At 65.0% G+C, this 23,589-nt stretch carries 23 protein-coding genes; 13 read left to right on the top strand and 10 right to left on the bottom strand.

Going from position 1 to position 23,589, the window contains the following annotated elements:
* Positions 1-180 precede the first annotated feature (180 nt).
* The 3 genes from zapE to CWS35_RS07140 all read right to left on the bottom strand — a co-directional run bounded on the left by zapE (position 181) and on the right by CWS35_RS07140 (position 2,875).
* Positions 181-1,368, bottom strand: a complete 1,188-nt coding sequence (zapE, locus tag CWS35_RS07150; protein ID WP_100951510.1) for a cell division protein ZapE — start codon at positions 1,366-1,368, stop codon at positions 181-183.
* Between the two features lie 155 nt (positions 1,369-1,523).
* Entirely contained in the window at positions 1,524-2,060 is a 537-nt protein-coding gene (gene thpR, locus CWS35_RS07145; protein WP_024583253.1) for an RNA 2',3'-cyclic phosphodiesterase, read from the bottom strand.
* A 167-nt stretch (positions 2,061-2,227) separates the two neighbouring features.
* Positions 2,228-2,875, bottom strand: coding sequence for an arylesterase (locus CWS35_RS07140; RefSeq protein ID WP_100951509.1), 648 nt, complete (start codon positions 2,873-2,875; stop codon positions 2,228-2,230).
* A gap of 55 nt (positions 2,876-2,930) precedes the next feature.
* On the opposite strand from CWS35_RS07140, the gene CWS35_RS07135 reads away from it, so the two are divergent.
* The 3 genes from CWS35_RS07135 (at position 2,931) to CWS35_RS07125 (ending at position 7,275) form a co-directional block, all read left to right on the top strand.
* Complete coding sequence (locus CWS35_RS07135; RefSeq protein WP_100956109.1) at positions 2,931-3,650, top strand: ABC transporter ATP-binding protein; 720 nt, start codon at positions 2,931-2,933, stop codon at positions 3,648-3,650.
* A gap of 13 nt (positions 3,651-3,663) precedes the next feature.
* Entirely contained in the window at positions 3,664-6,249 is a 2,586-nt protein-coding gene (locus CWS35_RS07130; RefSeq protein WP_024583250.1) for an ABC transporter permease, read from the top strand.
* A 234-nt stretch (positions 6,250-6,483) separates the two neighbouring features.
* Complete coding sequence (locus tag CWS35_RS07125) at positions 6,484-7,275, top strand: Bax inhibitor-1/YccA family protein (protein ID WP_024583249.1); 792 nt, start codon at positions 6,484-6,486, stop codon at positions 7,273-7,275.
* Positions 7,276-7,375: 100 nt separating this feature from the next.
* On the opposite strand, the gene CWS35_RS07120 is transcribed toward CWS35_RS07125, so the two are convergent.
* From CWS35_RS07120 to acnA, 3 genes are all read right to left on the bottom strand, one after another.
* Positions 7,376-7,747: a DUF2794 domain-containing protein gene (locus tag CWS35_RS07120; RefSeq protein ID WP_024583248.1), complete on the bottom strand. Its 372-nt coding sequence runs from the start codon at positions 7,745-7,747 to the stop codon at positions 7,376-7,378.
* A 532-nt stretch (positions 7,748-8,279) separates the two neighbouring features.
* On the bottom strand, positions 8,280-9,041 hold the full coding sequence (locus CWS35_RS07115; protein ID WP_024583247.1) for a thioredoxin family protein: 762 nt from the start codon (positions 9,039-9,041) through the stop codon (positions 8,280-8,282).
* Between the two features lie 160 nt (positions 9,042-9,201).
* Positions 9,202-11,922, bottom strand: coding sequence for an aconitate hydratase AcnA (gene acnA, locus CWS35_RS07110; protein WP_024583246.1), 2,721 nt, complete (start codon positions 11,920-11,922; stop codon positions 9,202-9,204).
* A gap of 241 nt (positions 11,923-12,163) precedes the next feature.
* Here acnA and ccmA point away from each other — a divergent pair, with 241 nt between their 5' ends.
* The 6 genes from ccmA to CWS35_RS07080 all read left to right on the top strand — a co-directional run bounded on the left by ccmA (position 12,164) and on the right by CWS35_RS07080 (position 15,890).
* On the top strand, positions 12,164-12,766 hold the full coding sequence (gene ccmA, locus CWS35_RS07105) for a heme ABC exporter ATP-binding protein CcmA (protein WP_100951508.1): 603 nt from the start codon (positions 12,164-12,166) through the stop codon (positions 12,764-12,766).
* Positions 12,767-13,033: 267 nt separating this feature from the next.
* Positions 13,034-13,702 (top strand): heme exporter protein CcmB, encoded by a 669-nt coding sequence (gene ccmB / locus CWS35_RS07100; RefSeq protein ID WP_024583244.1) that lies wholly within the window; start codon positions 13,034-13,036, stop codon positions 13,700-13,702.
* 75 nt (positions 13,703-13,777) lie between these two features.
* On the top strand, positions 13,778-14,569 hold the full coding sequence (locus CWS35_RS07095) for a heme ABC transporter permease (protein ID WP_024583243.1): 792 nt from the start codon (positions 13,778-13,780) through the stop codon (positions 14,567-14,569).
* 4 nt (positions 14,570-14,573) lie between these two features.
* Complete coding sequence (ccmD, locus tag CWS35_RS07090) at positions 14,574-14,753, top strand: heme exporter protein CcmD (RefSeq protein ID WP_100951507.1); 180 nt, start codon at positions 14,574-14,576, stop codon at positions 14,751-14,753.
* Positions 14,750-15,343 carry a DsbE family thiol:disulfide interchange protein gene (locus CWS35_RS07085; protein ID WP_100951506.1) on the top strand — a complete coding sequence of 198 codons (594 nt, stop codon included), beginning with the start codon at positions 14,750-14,752 and terminating at the stop codon, positions 15,341-15,343. Before ccmD ends, CWS35_RS07085 begins: the two co-directional genes overlap by 4 nt.
* Positions 15,344-15,512: 169 nt before the next feature.
* Positions 15,513-15,890, top strand: a complete 378-nt coding sequence (locus tag CWS35_RS07080) for a helix-hairpin-helix domain-containing protein (protein ID WP_100951505.1) — start codon at positions 15,513-15,515, stop codon at positions 15,888-15,890.
* Positions 15,891-15,936: 46 nt separating this feature from the next.
* On the opposite strand, the gene CWS35_RS07075 is transcribed toward CWS35_RS07080, so the two are convergent.
* Both CWS35_RS07075 and ftsY read right to left on the bottom strand, forming a co-directional pair.
* Positions 15,937-16,536 (bottom strand): septation protein A, encoded by a 600-nt coding sequence (locus CWS35_RS07075; RefSeq protein ID WP_100951504.1) that lies wholly within the window; start codon positions 16,534-16,536, stop codon positions 15,937-15,939.
* 34 nt (positions 16,537-16,570) lie between these two features.
* Positions 16,571-17,512 (bottom strand): signal recognition particle-docking protein FtsY, encoded by a 942-nt coding sequence (ftsY, locus tag CWS35_RS07070; protein ID WP_024583238.1) that lies wholly within the window; start codon positions 17,510-17,512, stop codon positions 16,571-16,573.
* 49 nt (positions 17,513-17,561) lie between these two features.
* Here ftsY and CWS35_RS07065 point away from each other — a divergent pair, with 49 nt between their 5' ends.
* From CWS35_RS07065 to CWS35_RS07055, 3 genes are all read left to right on the top strand, one after another.
* Positions 17,562-18,263 (top strand): RluA family pseudouridine synthase, encoded by a 702-nt coding sequence (locus tag CWS35_RS07065; protein WP_024583237.1) that lies wholly within the window; start codon positions 17,562-17,564, stop codon positions 18,261-18,263.
* A gap of 166 nt (positions 18,264-18,429) precedes the next feature.
* On the top strand, positions 18,430-19,569 hold the full coding sequence (locus CWS35_RS07060) for a DUF2336 domain-containing protein (RefSeq protein ID WP_024583236.1): 1,140 nt from the start codon (positions 18,430-18,432) through the stop codon (positions 19,567-19,569).
* 252 nt (positions 19,570-19,821) lie between these two features.
* Positions 19,822-20,448 (top strand): PEP-CTERM sorting domain-containing protein, encoded by a 627-nt coding sequence (locus CWS35_RS07055; RefSeq protein ID WP_157817085.1) that lies wholly within the window; start codon positions 19,822-19,824, stop codon positions 20,446-20,448.
* A 73-nt stretch (positions 20,449-20,521) separates the two neighbouring features.
* On the opposite strand, the gene mtaB is transcribed toward CWS35_RS07055, so the two are convergent.
* Together mtaB and dapF are read right to left on the bottom strand one after the other, a co-directional pair.
* Positions 20,522-21,799: a tRNA (N(6)-L-threonylcarbamoyladenosine(37)-C(2))-methylthiotransferase MtaB gene (gene mtaB, locus CWS35_RS07050; protein ID WP_100951502.1), complete on the bottom strand. Its 1,278-nt coding sequence runs from the start codon at positions 21,797-21,799 to the stop codon at positions 20,522-20,524.
* Between the two features lie 20 nt (positions 21,800-21,819).
* Positions 21,820-22,695, bottom strand: a complete 876-nt coding sequence (gene dapF, locus CWS35_RS07045) for a diaminopimelate epimerase (RefSeq protein ID WP_100951501.1) — start codon at positions 22,693-22,695, stop codon at positions 21,820-21,822.
* A gap of 183 nt (positions 22,696-22,878) precedes the next feature.
* On the opposite strand from dapF, the gene CWS35_RS07040 reads away from it, so the two are divergent.
* Complete coding sequence (locus tag CWS35_RS07040; RefSeq protein WP_100951500.1) at positions 22,879-23,586, top strand: GyrI-like domain-containing protein; 708 nt, start codon at positions 22,879-22,881, stop codon at positions 23,584-23,586.
* Positions 23,587-23,589: the final 3 nt, after the last annotated feature.

Genomic DNA, 23,589 nt, shown 5'->3' with positions numbered 1-23,589 from the left:
GGTGGTTATCCCTTTCGAATGATCCATTCAAGTCGCCGCCCCGGCGGATTGCCGGGCCTGCCTTGAATTCGATCAGGCATGCCAGCAGCGTCCGCCGTCGGGACACGAAAAATTGCTCCGAACCGGGCCGCGCGCAAGACTGAATTCGAGGCTGAATCCAAGGCTGACGTCAATCCGCGCTCAGGTCTCGACAAGGCCGGTCGTCGCGCCGCTTGCGGAGGAATCCTTGCGCCCGTGCGGCAGCGCCAGATAGGATTCCGAGCTCATTTCGATCAGACGCGAGGACGTGCGCTTGAACTCCATCGCCTCGATGCCGTCCTCCGCAAGGTACAGCGACACCGGATCGGCCGCGGCCGAGGCCATCAGCTTCACGGCGTTGTCATAGAGCGTGTCGATCAGCGAGATGAAACGCTTGGCAGCGTTGCGCTCGGCGTAGTCCATCACCGGAATGTGGTCGACCAGGATCGTGTGATAGTCGTGCGCGAGCCTCAGGTAATCCGACGCGGCAAGCGGCTTCTCGCAGAGCTCCGCAAAGCTGAAGCGCGCGACGCCGTGCGAGCAGCACGGCACGTGCAGCACGCGCCCCTTGATCGCGATGTCGCGCGATTTGCAGAGCGCGTTGCCGGTCATCTTGCGCCAGGCCGCATCGAGCTCGGCATCGGCGGCTGCATCCGCCGGCACCAGCCACATCTTGACGCCGAACAACTTCTCCAGCCGGAAATCGGTGCGTGCATCGAGCCGCAACACATCCATATGGTCGGAGATCTGCGCGATGAACGGCAGGAACAGCGCGCGATTGAGGCCGCCCTTGTAGAGATCCTCCGGCGCGACGTTGGAGGTCGCGACCACGACGGTGCCGAGATCGAACAGTTTTGCGAACAGCCGCCCGAGGATCATCGCATCCGCGATGTCGGTGACGTGGAATTCGTCGAAACAGAGCAGCCAGGCTTCGTCGAAGATCGCCTGCGCGGTGAGCGCGATCACGTCGCCGTCGGCGATCTCGCCACGCGCGATCTGCTGGCGGTAGCCATAGATGCGCTCATGCACCTCGGCCATGAATTCATGGAAATGCGCGCGGCGCTTGTGCTCGACCGGGCTCTGCTGGAAGAACAGGTCCATCAGCATGGTCTTGCCGCGACCGACCTCGCCATGGACATAGAGCCCGCGCGGCGGCTTGTCGTCCTTGTCGCCGCCGAACAGCCGCCCGAGCAGGCTCTGCTTGCGCTGCGGCTTGTAGCTCGCGAGCCGCTCGTCCAGCGCGCCGAACGCATCGGCGGCGACGGCCTGCGCGGGATCGGCCTCGATCGCGCCGGAGGCGACCAGGGCCTTATAGTGTTCGAGGAACGAATTGGGTGAGGTGGACAGCATGAGCCCACCTTACGGCCCTAGTGCGCGGCAAATTGCAAGCCGTGAATTGTGCCAATGGGTATGCAAGCGAATGGGGTATGCAACCAAAAGCCCTTGCATACCCGGCCGGCGGCACGGGCCTCACCAAGCGTCAGGAAACGCGATCCCGGGACGGCTTACGCGCAGAACTCGTAAGCATCCTCGACCACGTAGGGGCCGCCACCGGTCGACGCGCGCGACGAGAACAGCACGAAGCGGTCCGCCAGGAACGTGCGGCTCGGGAAGTAGCCGCGCACGGACAGATAATCCGCGACGTCCTGGCTCGACGCGTCATGCAAACGCGCGAGCGTGACATGGGGCGTGAATTTCCTGCCCTCGGGATCGAGCCCCATCCGCTGCATCATCCGCTCGAGCTCGGCTTGCAGTTCGATCAGCGGCCGGCTCGGCTCGACGGCGGCAACCACCGCGCGCGGCTTGCGTCCGCCGAAGCTCGACAGGCCCTGCAACTTGACCTCGAACGGTTTGCGGTTCACCCGAAACAACATCGTCGCGATCTCGTTGGCCCAGAGGCCATCGATGTCGCCGATGAAGCGCAGAGTGACGTGATAATTTTCGGGATCGATCCAGCGTGCGCCAGGAAGGCCACCACGCAAATTGGAGAGGGATTGGCCGATATCGGCCGGAATTTCCAGACCAGTGAACAGACGCGGCATCGCTATAATCCTCGATGCTTGGCGCGGGTTTTGGGAGCCCGCACCCTGTAACAAGCCCGGCGACGAATCACCGATGACTATTTGTACCCGAGTTATGTGACTCTGCGAAGCACGAGGCGTTAACAGCTCGTAAACCTACGGACATGACACGGCTCGCTGCCTGCGTTTCAACTGCGTTGCCCTGATATTGCGCCGAGAAATGCCTCCACCGTGGGCAGAATATTCGTCACGACGATGTCCACACCTTCCGCCGTCGGATGCATGCCGTCGGCCTGGTTGAGCTTGGCATTGGCAGCGACGCCATCGAGGAAGAACGGATAGAGCGGCACGCCGAGCGATTTCGATAAATCCGGATAGATCGCGTTGAACTTCGCTGCATAGTCACTGCCATAATTCGGCGGCGCGAGCATGCCGCACAAGAGCACGGCGATCTTGCGCGCCTGCAACTTTGTGATGATGTCGGACAGCGCGGCGCGCGTCACCGCGGGATCGATGCCGCGCAGCGCATCATTGGCGCCGAGCTCGACGATGACAGCGTCGGTTCCGTCGGGCACCGACCAGTCGAGCCGCTCGCGCCCACCCGAGGCGGTATCGCCGGACACCCCGGCATTGCTCATCTCGACCTTTATCCCCTTGGCTTCCAAGGCTTTTTGCAGCCGGACCGGGAATGCCGCCGGGCCTGGAAGACCGTACCCGGCGCTCAGGGAATCGCCCAGCACCACCATCTTGATCGGCTTCGCCGGAGCTTTCCCCTGGCTTGGTGTCTGCGCGCTTGCGGCCGTCATCAAGCCCATAAGCAACACGAGTATGTGCACGAAGATTCGCAACCGGGCCTCGACCGCGCCAGCGGAAGTGCCATATGACCGAACCATGGACAGTCTCATCGAATCCTCTTCACTGACCGACGTCGAGCCGGACACCATTGCCGTCAGGAACGTCAATCTCTCCCTCGGCACCGGCGCGGCACGGGTTCATATCCTCAAAGATATCAGCCTTCGTGTGGCAGCGGGCGAGGCCATCGGCCTGATCGGCCCGTCGGGCTCGGGCAAGTCGACCTTGCTGATGGTGATGGCGGGCCTCGAACGTCCTGACAGCGGAGAAGTGGTCGTCGACGGCACCTCGTTCAATGCCCTCAATGAAGATGCACTGGCGCGCTTCCGCGGCCGCCAGGTCGGCATCGTCTTCCAATCGTTCCATCTGATCCCGACCATGACGGCGCTGGAGAATGTCGCCGTGCCGCTCGAGCTCGCCGGCAATCCCGATGCCGCTGCGCGCGCCGCGCAGGAGCTGCGATCGGTCGGTCTCGGCGAACGCCTGCATCATTATCCGACGCAACTGTCCGGCGGCGAGCAGCAGCGCGTCGCGATCGCACGCGCGCTGGCGCCCGATCCCGCGATCCTGGTCGCTGACGAGCCGACCGGCAATCTCGATGAGTCGACCGGCAAGCAGATCGTCGATCTGCTGTTCACCAAGCACGCCGAGCGCGGCATGACTTTGGTCCTGGTGACGCACGATCTGGCGCTCGCGCAACGCTGCGATCGCGTGGTGCGGCTGCGCTCCGGCCGCATCGACGGACAATCCGCCACATGAGTATTGCCGCCACATGAGCATTGCGTCCGAAGTTGCGGTGCAGAGCCGCGCGTCGTCGCTCGCCTTCCGTTATGCGTTGCGCGAGTTGCGCGGCGGCCTGCGCGGCTTCTACGTCTTCATCGCCTGCATCGCGCTCGGCGTGATGGCGATCGCCGGCGTCGGCTCGGTCGCCGCGAGCCTCGGCGACGGCCTGTCGCGCGAGGGCCGCACGCTGCTCGGCGGCGACGTCGCGTTCTCGCTGATCTCGCGCGAGGCCAAGCCCGACGAGGTCGCGTATCTGCGCACCCGCGGCGAGGTGTCGGTCGCGGCCACGCTGCGCGCGATGGCACGCAGCGCAGACGGCAAGCTGGCGCTGGTCGAGCTCAAGGCGGTCGACGGCAAATATCCGATGCTCGGCGAATTGACGCTCGAGCCCAACATGCCGGTCGCCGAGCTGCTCGCTGAACGCGACGGCGTTTTTGGCGCGGCGGCCGACTCGACCTTGCTGGCGCGGCTCGACCTGAAGCTCGGCGACCGCGTCACCGTCGGCAGCGCGACCTACCAGATCCGCAGCGTGGTGGCGGCAGAGCCCGACAAGCTCGCCGGCGGTGTCGGCCTCGGGCCGCGCTTCCTGATCAGCGAAGCCAGCCTGCGCGCCACCGACCTGTTGCAGCCGGGCAGCCTGGTACGCTGGATCTACCGGGTGAAATTGCCCGACGGCGCCAACGACGATCGCGCCACCACCGCGCTGATCGACGGTGCGCGCGCCGCGGCACCGGAAGCCGGCTGGGAGGTGCGCAGCCGCAACAATGCCTCGCCGCAGCTCGAGCGCACCATCAACCGCTTCACCCAATTCCTGACCCTGGTTGGTCTTGCCGCGCTGCTGGTCGGCGGCGTCGGTGTCGCCAATGCGGTGAAGAGCCATATCGACCGCCGCCGCGACGTCATCGCCTCGTTCAAGGCGCTCGGAGCCACCGGCCGCGACGTGTTCACGATCTACTGTACGCAGGTGGTGGTGCTGGCCGGGATCGGCTCGATCATCGGCCTCGTGCTCGGCGCCGCGCTGCCCTTCGTCATCGTCGGCCTGTTCGGCAAGCTGCTGCCGCTGCCGGTGGTGCCTGCGCTGCATCCCGACGAGCTGGCGCTCTCCTTCCTCTACGGCCAGCTCACCGCGCTGGCGTTCGGGCTGTGGCCGCTCGGCCGGGTCCATGACGTGCCGGTGGCGGCGCTGTTCCGCGAGACCGTCGCCAGCGAATGGCATCGCCCGCGCTGGAGCTATCTGGCGCTGATGGCCGTGGTGGTCGCGCTCTTGATCGGCGTCGCGATCGGGCTCGCCTATGACAAGCGGGTCGCCAGCGTCTTCGTCGCCGCCTCGATCGCGGTGTTCCTGCTGCTGCGCGGGATCGCCGAAATCCTGATGGCGGTGGCGCGCCGGCTGCCGCGCAGTCGCATCACCATGCTGCGGCTTGCCATCGCCAACATCCACCGGCCGGGCGCGCTGACGCCATCGGTCGTGCTGTCGCTCGGGCTCGGGCTCGCGGTGCTCGTCACCATCACCCAGATCGACGGCAATCTGCGCCGGCAATTTCTCGCCGCGCTGCCCGAACGGGCACCGTCGTTCTTCTTCATCGACATCCCCTCCACCGAGGCCGACCGCTTCGGCAGCTTCCTCAAGCAGATCTCACCGGACTCGACCGTCGAGGACGTAGCGATGCTGCGCGGGCGCATCGTCGCCGCGCGCGGCGTCAAGGCCGACCAGCTCAAGCCGTCGGTCGATTCCGAATGGGTGCTGCAAAGCGACCGCGGCCTGACCTACACCGGCGAGATCCCCAAGGGGTCGAAGATCGTCGAGGGCGAATGGTGGGGACCGGATTACAGCGGACCTCCGCTGGTCTCGATGGAGAAGAAGATCGCCGACGGCCTGTCCTTGAAGATCGGCGACGAGATCGTGGTCAACGTGCTCGGCCGCGACGTGCCGGCGAAGATCGCCAATCTGCGCACCATCGACTGGCAGGGCCTCGGCATCAATTTCGTGCTGGTGTTCTCGCCGAACGCCTTCAAGGGCGCCCCGCACAGCCACGTCGCCACCCTGACCGAACCGCACGCGAGCTCGACCCAAGCGGGCTCCAATGACGACGCCCGCATCATCAAGCAGGTCGCCGACGCGTTCCCGATGGTGACCAGCGTCCGGGTCCGCGAGGCGCTGGAGACCGTCGGCAGCGTCGTCAGCAACCTGGTGCTGGCGATCCGCGGCGCCAGCGCCGTGACCCTGATCTCGGCGATCCTGGTGCTGGGCGGCGCGCTCGCCGCCGGCCACCGCCACCGCGTCTATGACGCCGTGATCCTCAAGACGCTCGGCGCCACCCGGGTGCGGCTGCTCGGCGCCTACGCGCTGGAGTATCTGATGATCGGTTTTGCAACCGCGCTGTTCGGGGTGATCGCCGGCTCGATCGCGGCCTGGCTGATCGTGACGCGGCTGATGACGTTGAGTTTCATCTGGCAAGCCGGCAGCGCCACCCTGGTCGTGGTCGCCGCGCTGATCGTCACGGTCGGATTGGGGCTCGCCGGCACGCTGCTCGCGCTGAACCAGAAGCCGGCCTCGGTGTTGCGGAATTTGTGACAATTTGTAGCGGCGAAAGCGCCGTTTTGCCTAATAATGCTAGGCCAGAGCGACATTCAGCCGCGCGTGGAAGGTTGCGTGCGATGTGTTAATTTCCCACATACCAGTCAGGTCAGATAGTCGGTTTGAATGACACGGAATTAATGCTCCGCAAACCGGACCATCTGAGTTAGATTTACCACCGGCGCCGCAAATCCCTTGCGCTCCACCGGGACCAACCACGGGAATTCGACCATGTCGGACCTAGACCGCAACTACGCTTCTCCTTTCGGCCGGGCCGCCGGGCGCATTGACGCTGCGGCCGTCGACGCCGGTCTGCGCGCCTACATGCTGCGCATCTACAACTACATGAGCATCGGCCTGGCCATCACCGGCCTTGCCGCGCTCGGTGTCTACATGGGCGCGGTGACGACCGACCAGTCCGCCGCCGTCGCCAAGTTCGGCAACGCCTATCTGACGCAGTTCGGCTACACGATGTTCGTGAGCCCGCTGAAGTGGCTGTTCATCCTCGCCCCGCTGGCGATGGTGTTCGTCATCTCGGCCGGCATCAACCGCCTGCAGCCCGCGACCGCCCAGCTCTTGTTCTGGGTGTTCTCGGCGCTGATGGGCCTGTCGCTGTCGTCGATCTTCCTGGTGTACACGCACACCTCGATCGTGCGCGTGTTCTTCATCACCGCGGCGACGTTCGGTGCGTTGAGCCTCTACGGCTACACCACCAAGCGTGACATGAGCGGCATGGGCTCGTTCCTGTTCATGGGCCTGATCGGCATCATCATCGCGAGCCTGGTCAACCTGTTCCTGGCGAGCTCGGCGCTGCAGTTCATCGTCTCGGTGGTCGGCGTGCTGGTGTTCGCGGGCCTCACCGCCTGGGACACCCAGCGGCTGAAGAACGACTACATCTACGGTTACGCCTCGCAGGGCGGCGTGATGGCAGAGCGTGCGGCAATCACGGGTGCGCTGTCGCTCTACCTGAACTTCATCAACCTGTTCACGCTGCTGCTACAGCTGCTCGGCCAGCGCGACTAGGCGCCGCGAGCGAACCGATCGTTCCGAGCCCCGGCCTAGCGGCCGGGGCTTTTTCTTTTGCATGAGGCATAGTGCGGCTACGGGGGTCGACCGACCGCGCTTACACCAGCGACAGCTTGCGATCGATCACGAGCAGCACACGTTCGAGTTCGTGGCCGCGGCGCAGGATCAGGCCGGTCGCCGAAATCACGCTGTACATGCCCTGCTTGCGCGCCAGACGGGGATCCTTCTCGATCCGGTAGATCGGCATTTCGGAGGCCCGCCGGAACACCGAGAACACGGCACGGTCCTTCAGGAAGTCGATCGCATAGTCGCGCCATTCGCCATCGGCGACCATGCGGCCATAGAGATTGAGGATGCGGTTGAGTTCGAGCCGATTGAATGTCACGCGGTTGGGCTGGGGGACGGCAGCGGCGGGTCGCGCCGCGGCGCGATTCCCGCTCGGATCAGTGTCCTCCGAGATCAAACTCATCGATCGCCTCCTGCTCATCTCGGTAACGATCATGTCCCGATAACCGGTGTCCCCTGTTCGGGATCGTCACGAGAGTGACATGATTGCGCTAAGCGAGGGACCCTGCAAGGGGCCATTCGCGATGCAACCGGGCCTTAGCCACGCTGGGCGCGACGGATTGTCCGGAAAATCGCAGAGTCACGGGAACGTTAGCAGAATCATATTGCTGCCCCACTTCTGCCCATCGCCCGCCCCGCTGCCCTGCGAAAAGATAATCCTGCGTTGACCCGGTCCTTTCGGTTCCGGATTCCTCAGCCCCCAGCCCCCCGGGGCCGTCGGGATCGGGTCTGTTCGCAGAGGGAGTCAAATCCCAAACACTGGGCCAACGAAAGTTGGTCCTTTTTGTTTTTGGGCTCGCTCCTGCCGCGCACGATCGCGGCGCGTGCCGAAGCGACACGCAAATTGGTTTCAGCAAGTTTCTGAATCAGGTCCGCGGCCTCGGCCGTGCGGCAGTTCGCCTGCGGCCCAACGACGCTTCAATCGGAAACAGGCTCTAGCGAAGCGAGGTAAAGGCGGCGCCGAGCATCGGACCCGGCCGGTCGCGATTGCCGTCCTGGACGTAGACCGCCGCGGCATCGACGCCATCGCGCGTGATGTTCTCCAGCGGCACGGTCCAGCTCCCCGACGAGCCGTTCCAGTCACCGACCTTCAGCAGGTTGCGCACCACATTGTGGTAGATGACTTCGCGGCCGCGGTTCTCGCCGCGCGCGATCGAGATCGGTACCGACTTCGAGATCGAGCAGATCCAGACCTCGCCGCGCGATGCGGCGGGCGACTTCGACGCCGCCACCGACACGTTGATCTGCTTGCCGCTCAACGTCATCGTCACCGGCACCGACATCACGCTGCCGCCCTTCTCGGTATCCCTGATCGCGCTCTCGATGCTGGCGCGGTCGCTGCCGATCACATGCGCCGAACCGTTGATCACGGCCTGCGGCGTGTAGACGTCGCGATCGCCGCGCATATGCGAATAGGCCTTCTGGCGCGCGCTGAAACGGGAGTCGGCCAGCGTGTCCTTCCAGCCGAGATAGTCCCAATAGTCGATCGGCATGCTCAGCGCGATGACGTTGGGGTCCTTCGCGAGATCACCGATGATCTTGTCCGCCGGCGGACAGGACGAGCATCCCTGCGATGTGAAGAGTTCGACGACGGCACGCGGATCGGCGTGAGCTGGGCGAATGACTGCAACGATCGCGCAGATACCGAGAGCGCTGGACCACCGCGAGAACGAGTTATAGGCCATCATCGCTGTCATACTGCGAACCAGTCGTGATGATTTCCATCCGTATTTGTACGGAGCATGAAGTTGTCCCTGAACTTGCGTGCCCCAAAACGCGAGAAAGCGGCCTTTTCATAGGCCGCCTTCTTTTTAGCCGCTACTCACTAAGCAGTGAGGCACCGATCACAAATCCGCGTTAGGCCGCGAGTTTGCGCAGCACGTAATGCAGGATGCCGCCGTTGCGATAGTAGTCGAGCTCGTCCAGCGTATCGATGCGGCAGAGCAGCGGGACATCCTTCTTCGCGCCGTCGCCGGAGACGATCTCGGCGGTCAGCGTCTGACGCGGCTTCAGATCGCCCTGCAACCCGCGGATCGTGACCTTCTCGTCGCCCTTCAGGCCGAGCGAGGACCACGAGGTGCCGTCCTGGAAGGTGAGCGGAAGCACACCCATGCCGACCAGGTTGGAGCGATGGATGCGCTCGAAGCTCTGGCAGATCACCGCGCGCACGCCGAGCAGACGGGTGCCCTTCGCGGCCCAGTCGCGCGACGAGCCGTTGCCGTATTCGGCGCCGGCGAACACCACCAGCGGCACGCCTTCCGCCTGATACTTCATCGCGGCATCGTAGATCGACATCTGCTCGCCGTCGGGCCAGTGCTTGGTGAGACCGCCTTCCGGAATGTTGCCGTCGGCACCCTTCAGCATGAAGTTCTTGATGCGGATGTTGGCGAAGGTGCCGCGCATCATCACTTCATGGTTGCCGCGGCGCGTGCCGTACTGGTTGAAGTCGGCGGGACGCACCTGGTGCTCGCTGAGGAACTTGCCGGCGGGCGAGGTCAGCTTGATCGAACCGGCCGGCGAGATGTGGTCGGTGGTGATCTTGTCGCCGAACATCGCGAGGATCCGTGCGTCGACCACGTCGGTGACCGGATCGGGCTGCTTCTTCATGCCCTCGAAATAGGGCGGGTTCTGCACATAGGTCGAGCCCATGTTCCAGCGATAGGTCTCGCTCTCCGTGGTCTTGATCTTGCGCCAGTTGGTGTCGCCCTTGAACACGTCGGCGTACTTCTTCTTGAAGATCGTCGCGGTGACGAACTTCTTCACGAAGGCGTTGATCTCCTTGGTGGTCGGCCAGATGTCCTTGAGGAACACCGGCTTGCCGTCCTTGCCGATGCCGAGCGGCTCGACCGCGAGATCCTTGGTCACGGTGCCGGCGAGCGCATGCGCGACCACCAGCGGCGGCGAGGCGAGGTAGTTAGCCTGCACGTCCGGCGAGACGCGGCCTTCGAAGTTGCGGTTGCCCGACAGCACGGCGGCGGCGACGATGCCGTTCTCGTTGATCGACTTCGAGATGTCTTCCGGCAGCGGGCCGGAATTGCCGATGCAGGTGGTGCAGCCGAAGCCGACCAGGTTGAAGCCGACCTTGTCGAGATCGGCCTGCAAACCGGAATTGGCGAGATACTCCGCCACCACCTGACTGCCCGGCGCGAGCGAGGTCTTCACCCACGGCTTGGCCTTCAGGCCCTTGGCGGCCGCCTTGCGCGCGAGGAGACCGGCGCCGATCAGCACGCTCGGATTCGAGGTGTTGGTGCAAGAGGTGATCGCGGCGATCACGACGTCGCCATGGCCGAGATCGAAGTCGCGGCCCTCGACCGCGTAGCGCTTCTGCTCACCCTCGGGCTTCTTGTATTCGCCGACCAGCGCGGTGGCGAAACCGGTCGACACCGCGGGCAGCGCGATGCGGCCTTCGGGGCGCTTCGGGCCGGCCATCGACGGCACGACGTCGCCGAGGTCGAGCGTCAGCGTGGTGGTGAACACCGGATCGGCCGACTTGGCGGTGCGGAACAGGCCCTGTGCCTTGGCATAGGCCTGCACCAGCTTGACCCGGTCGGCCTTGCGGCCCGAGGTCTTGAGGTAGTCGATGGTCGCCGCATCGACCGGGAAGAAGCCGCAGGTCGCGCCGTATTCGGGCGCCATGTTGCCGATCGTCGCCTTGTCCGCGACCGACAGGAAATCGAGGCCGGGGCCGAAGAACTCGACGAACTTGCCGACCACGCCGAGCTTGCGCAGCATCTGGGTGACGGTGAGCACGAGGTCGGTCGCGGTGACGCCTTCCTTGAGCTGGCCCTTGAGCTTGAAGCCCACGACCTCGGGCAGCAGCATCGACAGCGGCTGGCCGAGCATGCAGGCTTCTGCCTCGATGCCGCCGACGCCCCAGCCGAGCACCGCGAGGCCGTTGACCATCGTGGTGTGCGAGTCGGTGCCGACCAGCGAGTCCGGATAGGCGACCTCGAAGGTGCCGGTCTTCCGGCCGACCGTCATCTTCTCCTTCTTGGTCCACACCGTCTGCGCGAGATATTCCAGATTGACCTGGTGGCAGATGCCGGTGCCGGGCGGCACCACCGAGAAGTTCGAGAACGCCTTCTGGCCCCACTTCAGGAACTCGTAGCGCTCCTGGTTCTGCTTGTACTCTTCGGTGACGTTCTTCGCGAACGCCTTGTTGTCACCGAAGAAGTTGACGATCACCGAGTGGTCGATCACGAGATCGACCGGCACCAGCGGGTTGATCTTCTCGGCATCGCCGCCGAGGTTCTGCATCGCGTTGCGCATCGCGGCGAGATCGACCACCGCCGGAACGCCAGTGAAATCCTGCATCAGGACGCGCGCCGGGCGGAACGCGATTTCATGCTCGAGCTGGCGCTTCTTCAGCCACTTCGACACCGCGACGATGTCTTCCTTCTTGACCGTGCGGCCGTCCTCGTTGCGCAGCAGGTTCTCGAGCAGAACCTTCATCGAGTATGGCAGCTTCGAAATACCCTTCAGTCCGTTCTTCTCTGCCAGGGGCAGGCTGTAATAGACGTAGGACTTGGCGCCGACCTTCAAGGTCTTGCGGCATTTGAAGCTGTCGAGTGAGGTCATGCGAGGAATCCCAATTCTCAGTTATACCCGGCAAGGGTAACTAAACACCGGCGAACGACACTGGCCGAGGGATGGCCCGGGGGTGGCTTGCGGCCGCCGGTTGTGTGTGGTGCATCAAGTTCCGGGCTTATAGAACCTTTCTAGAAGCACCGCCACACCGACAAGCATGCGGCGGCATCACGCGACCCAAAAATTCTCACGCGGTAGCGAAAGATTTCAGAGGGCTGTGACACAACGAACCATGCGGCTCTCCGGACAAAATCTGAAATGCGTGCGCGGCGGACGCGAGGTGTTCTCCAACCTCGATGTTTCCGCAGCAGAAGGCGAGGCGGTGGCGATCACCGGCCCCAACGGCGCCGGCAAGACCTCGCTGCTGCGCGTCCTCGCCGGACTCTTGGTTCCGGCCGAGGGATCGATCTCGCTCGAAGGCGGCGACGCCGAACTCAGCCTGTCCGAACAGGCGCATTATCTCGGGCATCGCGATGCCCTGAAGCCGGCGCTGAGCGTCGCGGAAAATCTTTCCTTCTGGCGGGAATTCCTTGGCGGCCAGACCGAGGACGCCAGCCGCTGCCTGGCCGCGGTGGCGCTCGACCACGCCTCCCACCTGCCGGCAGCGTACTTGTCGGCCGGCCAGCGTCGCCGCTTGTCCATCGCACGCCTGCTCTCGGTGCGGCGGCCGGTCTGGCTCCTGGACGAGCCGACCTCGGCGCTCGATGCCGCCGGCCAGGCGCTGTTCGTCGGACTGATGCGCGAGCATCTCGCGAGCGGCGGCCTGATCGTCGCGGCGACCCATCTGCCGCTCGGCATCGCCGCGCGCGATTTGCGGATGGGAGGCGCGGCATGAGCAAGCCGTTCCATCTCTCGTCGCGGCGCTCAGGTCTCTCCGTCCCCTCCCCCCTTGCGGGGGAGGGTCAGGGAGAGGGGTACCACACGACGGGCTCTGTCCATTGGTCGCTTTGCGATCAGTGGCCGAGATTGCGAGAGCGACATTCACGTCGAACACCTCGCCCGGGGCTACCCCTCTCCCCAGCCCTCCCCGCAAGGGGGGAGGGAGCGCACCGGTTGTGCGGCAATATGTCGGCTCGAACGACAATCACCACGGAGGCGCGGCATGGGCGCGCTGACGGCCTTGATCCGCCGCGACATCCGGATCGCGCTGCGCGTCGGTGGCGGTGCACTGATCGGGGTGCTGTTCTTCCTCACCGTCACGGTGCTGATGCCGTTCGCGGTCGGGCCGGACCTCGCGCTGCTGGCGCGGCTCGGCCCCGCCATCCTCTGGCTCGGCGCGCTGCTGGCGAGCCTGCTGACCCTCGACCGCCTGTTCACGGCCGATCATGAGGACGGCTCGCTCGACCTCATCGTGATGAGCCGGACGCCGCTGGAATTGGCCTGCGCGGCCAAGGCGCTGGCGCACTGGATCGCGGCCGGACTGCCGCTGATCATCGCGACCCCGGTGCTCGGCCTGCTGCTCAATCTCGACGGCACGGCAACGCTTGCGGTTGCGGCGACGCTGCTGGCGGGAACACCGGCCTTGACCTTCACCGGCATGATCGGCGCGGCATTGGCGGTGACGCTGCATCGCGGCGGCCTCTTGCTTGCGGTGCTGGTGCTGCCACTGTCGATCCCGGTGCTGATCTTCGGCGTTGCGGCCTCGCAGGCGGCGATCTCGGGACCGTTGCCGTTCGGAACACCGTTCTCGATCCTGTGCGCGCTGTCGCTTGCCAGCCTCGTGATCGGCCCGTTTGCGGCCGCCGCGAGCCTGCGGCACGGGCTGGATTGATATGAGCCAGATCAAATCTTGCCGAGGGGAATTCGGCCAATTGCTTCGCTCACAGCGGACGACTATCAGGGTGCCATGAAGCTGACCGAGACGCTGACCGACCTCGCCAACCCGACCAGGTTTCTGGCGCTGACCGCGCGGGTCCTGCCTTGGCTCGCCGGCGCGACCGCGATCCTGCTCGCGATCGGGCTCACCCAGTCGGCGATGGCGCCCGACGACTACCAGCAGGGCGCCACGGTCAAGATCATGTTCATCCACGTCCCGAATGCGTGGCTGTCGATGTTCGTCTGGGGCGTGATGAGCGTCGCGGCGCTCGGCACGCTGGTGTGGCGGCATCCGCTGGCCGACGTCGCCGCGAAAGCCGCAGCGCCGCTCGGCGCCGCCTTCACCTTCCTGGCGCTGGTCACCGGCTCGCTGTGGGGCCGGCCGATGTGGGGCACCTATTGGGAATGGGATGCGCGGCTGACCTCGGTGCTGATCCTGTTCCTGATGTATCTCGGCCTGATCGCGCTGTGGCGCGCAGTGGAAGATCCTTCGCGCGCGGCGCGGGCGGCGGCGGTGCTCACCCTGGTCGGCGCGATCAACATCCCGATCATCAAATTCTCGGTCGACTGGTGGAACACGCTGCATCAGCCGGCCTCGGTGCTGCGCATGGGCGGCTCGACGCTCGACAAGGCGTTCCTGTGGCCGTTGCTGGTGATGGCGATCGCGTTTTCGCTGCTGTTCGTCACCTTGCATCTGGCCGCGATGCGCAACGAGATCCTGCGCCGGCGCGTGCGCAGCCTGCAAATGATGCAGGCGAGCCGCGTCTCGTTCACGGCTGGATCGCGCGATCAAAGCGCGTCCGGCGAGATCGGAGCGGCGTGAGACGATGTCGCTTGGTCCCTACGCCTCCTTCATCGTGACGTCCTATGCGCTGGTCGCGGCCGTCGTGCTGCTGCTGATCGTCTGGATCATCGCCGACTATCGCCGGCAGCAGTCGCGCCTGAAGGAGATCGAGGCCAGCGGCGTCACCCGCCGCTCCGGCCGCGGCGCGGCGGACATCCGATGAGCGAGCAGGCGACCAACGGTCCGCCGCAAGCGCGCCGCCTGCTGGTGGTGCTGCCGCTGGTGATCTTCCTCGGCCTCGCCGGACTGTTCTGGCTCCGGCTCTATGGCGGCGATCCCTCGCGGATTCCCTCGGCACTGATCGGCCGGCCGGCGCCGCAGACCACGCTGCCCGCGCTCGACGGCCTGGTGAAGGACGGTGTACCTGTCCCCGGCCTCGATCCCGCCGCCTTCAAGGGCAAGGTCTCGATCGTCAACGTCTGGGCATCGTGGTGCGTGCCCTGCCATGACGAGGCGCCGCTGCTCACCGAGCTCGGCAAGGACAAGCGCTTCCAGATCATCGGCATCAACTACAAGGACTCGCCGGAGAATGCGCGGCGCTTCCTCGGCCGCTACGGCAACCCGTTCGGCATCGTCGGCGTCGACGGCAATGGCCGCGCCTCGATCGAATGGGGCGTCTACGGCGTACCCGAGACCTTCCTGGTCGGGCGCGAGGGCACCATCGTCTACAAGCTGGTCGGCCCGGTGACGCCCGAGAACGTCAACACCGTGCTGAAGGCCGAGATCGAGAAGGCGCTGCGCGCCGGACAGTAAGCGCAGCGTCATTCAGCGGTGTCGTGAACCGCTGCTGAATGGCGCGCGAAATGCCTGCGGCATAATGCTTCGACAGGTTTATCTGCGGTTCATTTCGCGGCCACGGCAACGCCACGAACGCACCCCCAACTCTTGAGCGTTGACATCAACGTTCCTCTGGAGGGGACATATGCGCAAGACCACGCTCGCTTCACTTCTCGCCACCGCGCTCACGCTCGGCATGCTGACGGCCACGCCGTCGATGGCCCAATCGCCGCAGCCGGCTGCACCCGCAGCCAAGTCGGAAACCAGCAAGATGGCTCCCGCACCGAAGGCTGCAACGCCCGACGCGAAGACGACGGGGATGGCGAAGGACGACCTGCTCGACGTCAACAGCGCCACCGCCGATCAGCTCGACGCGCTGCCCGGTGTCGGCAAGGCCTACTCGGCCGCGATCATCAAGGGCCGTCCCTACAAGGGCAAGGATGAACTGGTGCAGAAGCACATCCTGCCCGAGGCGACCTACGACAAGATCAAGGACAAGATCGTCGCCAAGCAGAAGAGCTGAGGCCCCGGAACGCAGCGCGGCGCAATTGCCCGCGCTGCGTTTCGATCTACTTCCGCAGGTCGCCCGCTTCCGCTTCGCTGGTTTCCAGCGAGACCGGCTCCAGATGATAACGCTTGGTCAGCGGCATCTGCGCGATGGCGAAGATCATGGTCAGCGGCGTCACGCCGAACACCTTGAAGTTGACCCAGAAGTCCGTGGTCTGCGTCCGCCAGACGATTTCGTTGAGCGCTGCCATGCCGGCGAAGAACAGCGCCCAGCGCATGGTCAGGATGCGCCAGCCCTGCGGCGTCAAATTGAACATCTGGTCGAACATGACGGCGATGAAGGAGCGGCCGAACAGCAGCCCGCCGCCGAGCACGGCGGCGAACAGGCCGTAGATGATGGTCGGCTTGACCTTGATGAAGGTCTCGTCGTGCAGCACCAGCGTCAGCGTGCCGAACACCAAGACGATCGCACCGGTCACCAGCGCCATGATCGGCACGTGCCTGGTCACCACATAGGACGCGATCATCGCCGCGACGATCGCCACCATGAACGCAGCCGTGGCGACGAACAGGTGGTACTTGGCGTTGGCGATGAAGAACACGAGCAGCGGCCCGAGTTCGGTCGCGAGCTTGAACAGCGGATGCGGCTGCGTCTTGTCCATTAAACCTCTATGTTGGCTTGAGGCACGACCCAGATCATGACTCGATCCCGGCAATCGCCTTGGCAAAATCCTTCGCCGTGAACGGCGCGAGATCCTCGACGCCTTCGCCGACGCCGATGAAATGCACCGGCAGCTTGTGCTTCTCCGACAGCGCGACGAGGATGCCGCCGCGCGCGGTGCCGTCAAGCTTGGTCATGACGAGGCCGGTGACGCCTGCCGTACGATGAAACGCCTCGACCTGCGACAGCGCATTTTGTCCCACCGTGGCGTCGAGCACGAGCAGCACCGCGTGCGGCGCCGTCGCATCGACCTTCCTGATGACGCGCACGACCTTCTCGAGCTCGTTCATCAACTCGGACTTGTTCTGCAACCGGCCCGCGGTGTCGATCAGCAGCACGTCGCGCGCCTGCTCCTTCGCCGCGGTCAGCGCGCTGAAGGCGAGGCTCGCCGAATCCGAGCCCTGGGCGCCCGCGATGACCGGCGATTTGGTACGCTCGCCCCAGACCTTGAGCTGCTCGATCGCGGCGGCGCGGAAGGTGTCGCCGGCGGCCAGCATGACCTTGCGGCCCTCGGCCGAGAGTTTCGCAGCCAGCTTGCCGATCGTCGTGGTCTTGCCGGAGCCGTTGACGCCGACGACCAGGATGACGAAGGGTCGCTTCGACGCATCGATCTCGAGCGGCTTCGCCACCGGCGCCAGCACCTTCTCGACCTCGGTCGCGACCACGTCCTTGACCTCGTCGGCGGAGATCGCCTTGTCGTAGCGACCCTTGCCGACCGCCTGCGCGATGCGGACCGCGACATCGGTGCCGAGATCGGCGCGCAACAGCACATCCTCGATGTCGTCGAGCATCGCGGAATCGAGCTTGCGCTTGGTGACGAGGTCGGCGACCGCGGTCCCGATCGAACTCGAGGTCCGCTTCAGGCCGCCCTTCAGCCGCTGCCACCAGCTCTGTTTTGTTCCCGTGGTATCGTTCATGGCGCTGACGTGTTAGCCGTTTCGCTCCACAAACGAAAGTCTCGACGAATTGATCGACGTTCTCCCTTTGACCGCGGACGAAATCCTGGGCCGCGTGCTCCACCGCGACGGGCTGATGCTGGTGATCGACAAGCCGGCCGGCCTGCCGGTGCATCGTGGCCCCAAGGGCGGCCCCAATCTGGAGGACTCGTTCGACGCTTTGCGGTTCGGCCTGCCGCGGCCGCCGGTGCTGGCGCATCGGCTGGACAAGGACACCTCCGGCTGCCTGATCCTGGGACGTCACCGCAAGGCGACCGCCTCGCTAGGGCTGCTGTTCAAGCACGGCAAGATCGCGAAGACCTATTGGACCGTGGTCGAGGGCGGCCCTGCCGAAGATCAAGGCACCATCGACATGGCGCTCGGCCGGCTCAACGCCGAGCGCGGCTGGTGGCAGAAGCCCGACCCTGACGGCCAGAAGGCGATCACCAACTGGAAGGTGCTGGGCCGTGGCGACGGTATCGCCTGGCTGGCGATGGAGCCGGTCACCGGCCGCACCCATCAGCTTCGGGTGCATGCGGCGGCGATGGGCTGGCCGATCGTCGGCGACAACATCTATGGCAACGGCCCGCGCTTCGGCGAGCCGATCCTGCATCTGCATTCGCGCGAGATCGGCATCCCGATCTCCCGCAACAAGGACCCGGTGCACGTGGTGGCGCCGGCGCCCGGGCACATGCAGGAGCGGCTCAGGGCCTGCGGCTGGAACGGGCAGTAGAGCGTCTTCGAGTGAGGTGGATACCAGCTCGCGTCGAGAAAGCGCGTCAAATGTAAAACTGTCTCCGGGATTCTACGGACCATTATCCTTACGAAACGTTCAGGTCCGCCCGATAGAGCTGCAAGCTGGCTTAGAACAAGCAAACGAGACGGGCTCAGGACGAGCAATGCTGACTGCCGGGCAGGCGATTGTCGACGAAGTCGAGGCGGCGATAGCCGCCGGCTCCGCCGAAAAATGCATCGCCTCGGCCAAGCGCGTCACCCATCTGTTCCTCACCTCCGCCGGTAAATTCAACAGTGAACAGGTCGAGCTGTTCGACAATGTGCTCGATCGGCTGATCAAGACCATCGAACTTCGGGCGCTTGCCGACATCAGCGCCCGAATGGCGCTTGCCGAGATCAGCGAACAGCTCGCGCCGGTCGCGCAGGCGCCGCCCGCGATCGTCAGCCGCCTCGCCCGGAATGACGAAATCAAGATCGCCCAGCCGATCCTCCAGGAATCCTCGCGGCTCAGCGATGACGATCTGGTCGAGATCGCGCAGACCAAGAGCGAGCAGCATCTGCTCGCCGTCGCCGGCCGCTGGTGGTTGAAGGAGGTCGTCACCGACGCATTGCTGGCGCGCCGCTTCGCGAGCGTCAGCCGGCGCGTGGTCAACAATCCCGGCGCCAAGGTATCGCCGGGCGGATTTGTCGTCGTCCTCGCGCAGGCCGAGCACAATCCGGACCTCGCGGTCGAGACCGGCATCCGCGCGGACCTGCCGTCGGAGCTCCGGCTTCAGCTGCTGCGCCAGGCAACCGAAGAGGTTCGCGGTCGCCTGCTGGAACGCGCCCCGCCCTATCTGTTCGAGGAGATCCGCCACGCCGTCGCCGCGGTCGCCGCCGGCGTCGAGCGCGACATGTCGCAGGTCCGCGACTTCACCTCAGCCAAGCGCCACATCGCAAAGCTGAAGGACAGCGGCGATCTCAACGAAGCCGCCCTGCTCGGTTTCGCCAGGCAGCGAAGATATGAAGAGACCATCGTTGCGCTGGCGGATCTTGCGCACTCGCGCATCGAGGTGATCCGTTCGCTGATGCAGAGCCTGCGCAGCGAAGGCCTGCTGGTGCCGTGCCGGGCGGCGGGCCTGAGCTGGGAGACCACCGCCGCTGTGATGGAATGCCGCTACACGTCTGGTTCAATGGGGCCGGCCGAACTCGCCAATGCGAAGGGCCAGTTCACCAAGATGACACCCGGAGACGCCGATCGCCTGTTGCGGTTCTGGCAGGTGCGCGCGTCGCAGCCCGCAAAGCCCGGCGGGCGCACACACTGAGTGCGTCACGCGCGATGACGTGACTGATTTCGATTCAGCCTGTCAAACAGCCTTACTCATCTCCCAGCATCACGCGACAATGGCGAGCGGTGGTTATGGGTCCCTGCTTTCGCAGGGACGACACCGAGTACGCTGTGCGCCGATCGTGGCCGGCGACTGTCATGAAAGTGTTATGTGCAATGTGCCATCAGTACCCGCAAGACTAATAATCAAAATTGCGGGGCGAATTAGATGAAATGGAAATTGCCTTTGATGGTCGCGTTTTCACTCGCGGCCGTCCAACCGAATACTGCGTCCGCGTCGACGCTCATCCTGGATACCGGCACGCCGCAAGGCACGATGTATCCTATCCTGAGCCAGGCACAGTGGTTTGCGGCGGAGTTCACCGCCACCGCGGGTCAGACGATCACCCAGCTCTCGACCTACCTACAGGCCGGCACCGGTGGGCAGGGCACGGCATTCACGTTTGCCATCTACTCCGATGCGGGTTTCATCGGGTCGCGAAATCTGGCTACTCAATTCCAGTACTCCGTCGGAGCGATGTTCGAAAGCAACGGCTGGAACGGCGCCGCGGCGAACTGGACCGTGCCGACGACCGGCAATTATTGGGTTGCGGTGGAGATGGGCAGTTGCAGCCGCAATTGCCCGCAGCTCGACCTGGTCACCGAAACTTCGGATGCCACCGGCACCGCGCCGGCACTTGGTTTTGCGTTTGCCGGCACCACCCACAAGTTCCAGCTGGCGCCCTCGGATCCGTTTGGGATCCGTGTCACCGCCGTTCCGGAGCCGTCGACCTGGGCCATGATGCTGGCGGGCTTCCTCGGACTGGGCTTGCTCGCCTATCGACGCAGGGACAAGGTGGCGCTCGGCGCCACCTGATCTGAACAATCCGGATTCGAATTTGGAGGTCGCCGGATTGGCGGCCTCTTTCTCTTCCGATGCTGAGCGGACGTCAGCCTTGGTCGACATCCCCACACGCCCCAACGAGGCGCGCGCCGTCGTGGCCGGTCACGATGAATCGCCGCACCGCACCGGGCACGTCGCCATCGATCGCAACCGGCAGGAAATGCTCGGTGCGGCCTTGCGTGCCGCTCTCGATCAGCACCTCGCGCGTCGCGCCGATCTCGGCCGCCAGCCGCCGTTGCAGCGCGGCTTCGCCCGCCGCGCGCAGCCGTTTCGCGCGCTCCCTGATCGTGCCGCCGTCGACCTGCGGCATCCGCGCCGCCGGCGTGCCCGGACGCTTCGAATAGGGGAAGACGTGCAGGAAGGTCAGGTCGCATTCCTCGACCAGGCCGAGCGAGCGCGCGAACATCTCCTCAGATTCGGTCGGGAAGCCCGCGATGATATCGGCGCCGAGCGCGATGTCCGGCCGCAGCCGGCGCACCTGCGCACAGAAGTCGATCGCATCCCGCCGCGAATGCCGGCGCTTCATCCGTTTCAGGATCATGTCGTCGCCGGACTGCAACGACAGATGCAGATGCGGCATCAGCCTGATGTCGTCGGCGATGACGTCGAGCAAATCGCGGTCGGCCTCGATCGAATCGATCGAGGAGATGCGCAGCCGCTTCAGCTCGGGGACGTGGCGCAGGATCTGCCGGGTCAACTGGCCGAGCTTCGGCGCACCCGGCAGGTCGGCGCCATAGCTCGTGAGATCGACGCCGGTCAGCACGATCTCGGCATGACCACGCTCGACCAGCGCACGGACCTGATCGACCACCGCACCCATCGGCACCGAGCGTGAATTGCCGCGGCCATAGGGGATGATGCAGAAGGTGCAGCGATGGTCGCAACCGTTCTGCACCTGCACGAACACCCGCGGCAGACCGCGCTCGAAGCCGTCGAGCAGATGCGGCGCCATCTCGGTCACCGCCATGATGTCGGCAACCGCGACCTTCTCGCTGGTGCCGATATCGAATGCATTGCGCGCCGCGCGCCAGGCCTCGCCGCGCATCTTCTCGTCATTGCCGACGACGCGATCGACCTCGGTCATGTCGGCGAACATCCGGACTTGCGTCTGCGCCGCGCAGCCGGTGACCACGATGCGCGCATTGGGCCGTTCGCGTTTCAGCTTGCGGATCGACTGCCGGGCCTGCGCCACAGCCTCGTTGGTGACCGCGCAGCTATTGATGACGATGGTGTCGGAGAGCCCGGCCTGTTCGGCCTCGCGCCTGATCACCTCGGATTCGAAGGCGTTGAGGCGGCAGCCAAAGGTGACGACGTCGACGCCCATAACCGATCCCAAACGCCTGATCAGGCGACGCTGGCGAACAGCGCCGGATCGAAGCGGCCTTCATATTCGAAATCGGCGGTGCCGGTCATCAGCACATGATCGTCGCGCTCGCGCCATTCGATGCCGAGCTTGCCGCCGGGCAGCGTGATCTCGACACTGCGGTTGGCGCGCTTCAGCCGCGCTGCCGCCACCGCGGTCGCGCAGGCCGCCGAGCCGCAGGCCCGCGTGAGGCCGGCGCCGCGCTCCCAGGTGCGGATCGTGATGTGGTCGCGATCGACGATATGCGCCAGCGTGATGTTGGCGCGCTCCGGGAAGATCGGATGGTTTTCCAGGAGCGGCCCGAAACGTTCGAGGTCATAGACGTTAACGTCGTCGACCCAGAAGATCGCGTGCGGATTGCCCATCGAGACCACCGAGGGTGAGTGCAGCACCGGATTGTCGATCGGCCCAACTTGCAGCTCGATGTAGCGGGTGTCGCGGAATTCCTCAGCCAGCGGAATGTCCTGCCAGCCGAACTTCGGCGCGCCCATGTCCACGGTGTAGAGATCGGGCGCCGGGCCCTGCCAGCAATTGAGCAGGCCGGCGCGGGTCTGGAACGTCGCCGTGGTCTGGCCGGTCTGCTCGAAGATCCGCCGCACCACGCAACGCATGCCGTTGCCGCAGGCCCCGGCCTCCGAGCCGTCATTGTTGTAGATCGAGATGAACGCCTCGGTGCCGTCGAGCCGCGGCGGTTGCAGCACCATCAGCTGGTCATAGGGCACGCCGCCCGCCGGCGAGGCCACCGCGCGCGCTTCCTCAGCCGAAACCTGCCCCTTCGAATCGCGCAGATCGACGACGACGATCTCGTTGCCGATGCCGTTCATCTTGGCGAATGCGTGATTGGCGAGCGCGCTCATCGATTTTCCCAAATTCCGCCCGGTTATATGGCGAGTGATAGGCCGTTAGCCAGCCTGAATGGTCCTATGACACATCTGTCATGGGACGAATGCAGAACTTGCGTGTTAGGACTAGCGCACCTTGCGGACCGTGCCCCGGGACAGATCGAGCGGCCGTCTGAGGATGGGGATGGAGAAGACCGAATGAACCGTATCAGCACGCTCCGCGCGGCCCTTTTCGCGCTGCTGCCCTTGGCCGCGATCGCACTGGCAAGCCCGGCGGCTGCCCAGTCGCCGGCCGCATCGCCCGCCCCGGCAGCCAGCCCGAGCCCAACCCCCACCCCGACGCCCTCGGCAACCCCGGTGCCCCCGCCGGCCGAGACCAAGTCGCCAGCCGACAGTCCTGCCGCATCGCAGAGCCCGACGCCGCCGGCCGCGCCGGTCCAGACCGCCGATCCGTTCGGCGAGCCGTTCACCCTGGAGCCGAAAAAGGTCGTGATGCTGAAGGGCACCGCGAACTGGGATTCGGCCTTCGACGCGCTGATCGAGGCGTTCAAGCAGCTCACCGCGCTGCTCGACAAGGACGGCATCAAGGCGTCAGGCAATCCGATGATCGTCTACACCTCGACCGACGATACCGGCTTCACCTTCATTGCCGAAATCCCGGTCGACCAGGACGTGAAGAACCTCGGCAAGAGCATGAGCATGGGTAATTCGCCCGACGGCAAGGCGCTGAAGTTCGTCCATCGCGGCTCCTACGACAACATGGACAACACCTATGAGGCGATCACCAATCACCTCGACGACAAGAAGCTCGAAGCCAAGGACACCTTTATCGAGGAATACATCACCGATCCGCTGAAGACTGCCGAAGACAAGCTTGTGATCAACGTCTACGTCCCCCTGAAGTGAGCC

This window comes from Bradyrhizobium sp. SK17 (assembly GCF_002831585.1).
Lineage (GTDB): Bacteria > Pseudomonadota > Alphaproteobacteria > Rhizobiales > Xanthobacteraceae > Bradyrhizobium.
Note: the sequence above shows the minus strand (reverse complement) of the source record. Positions and strands in the feature narration are given on the sequence as shown.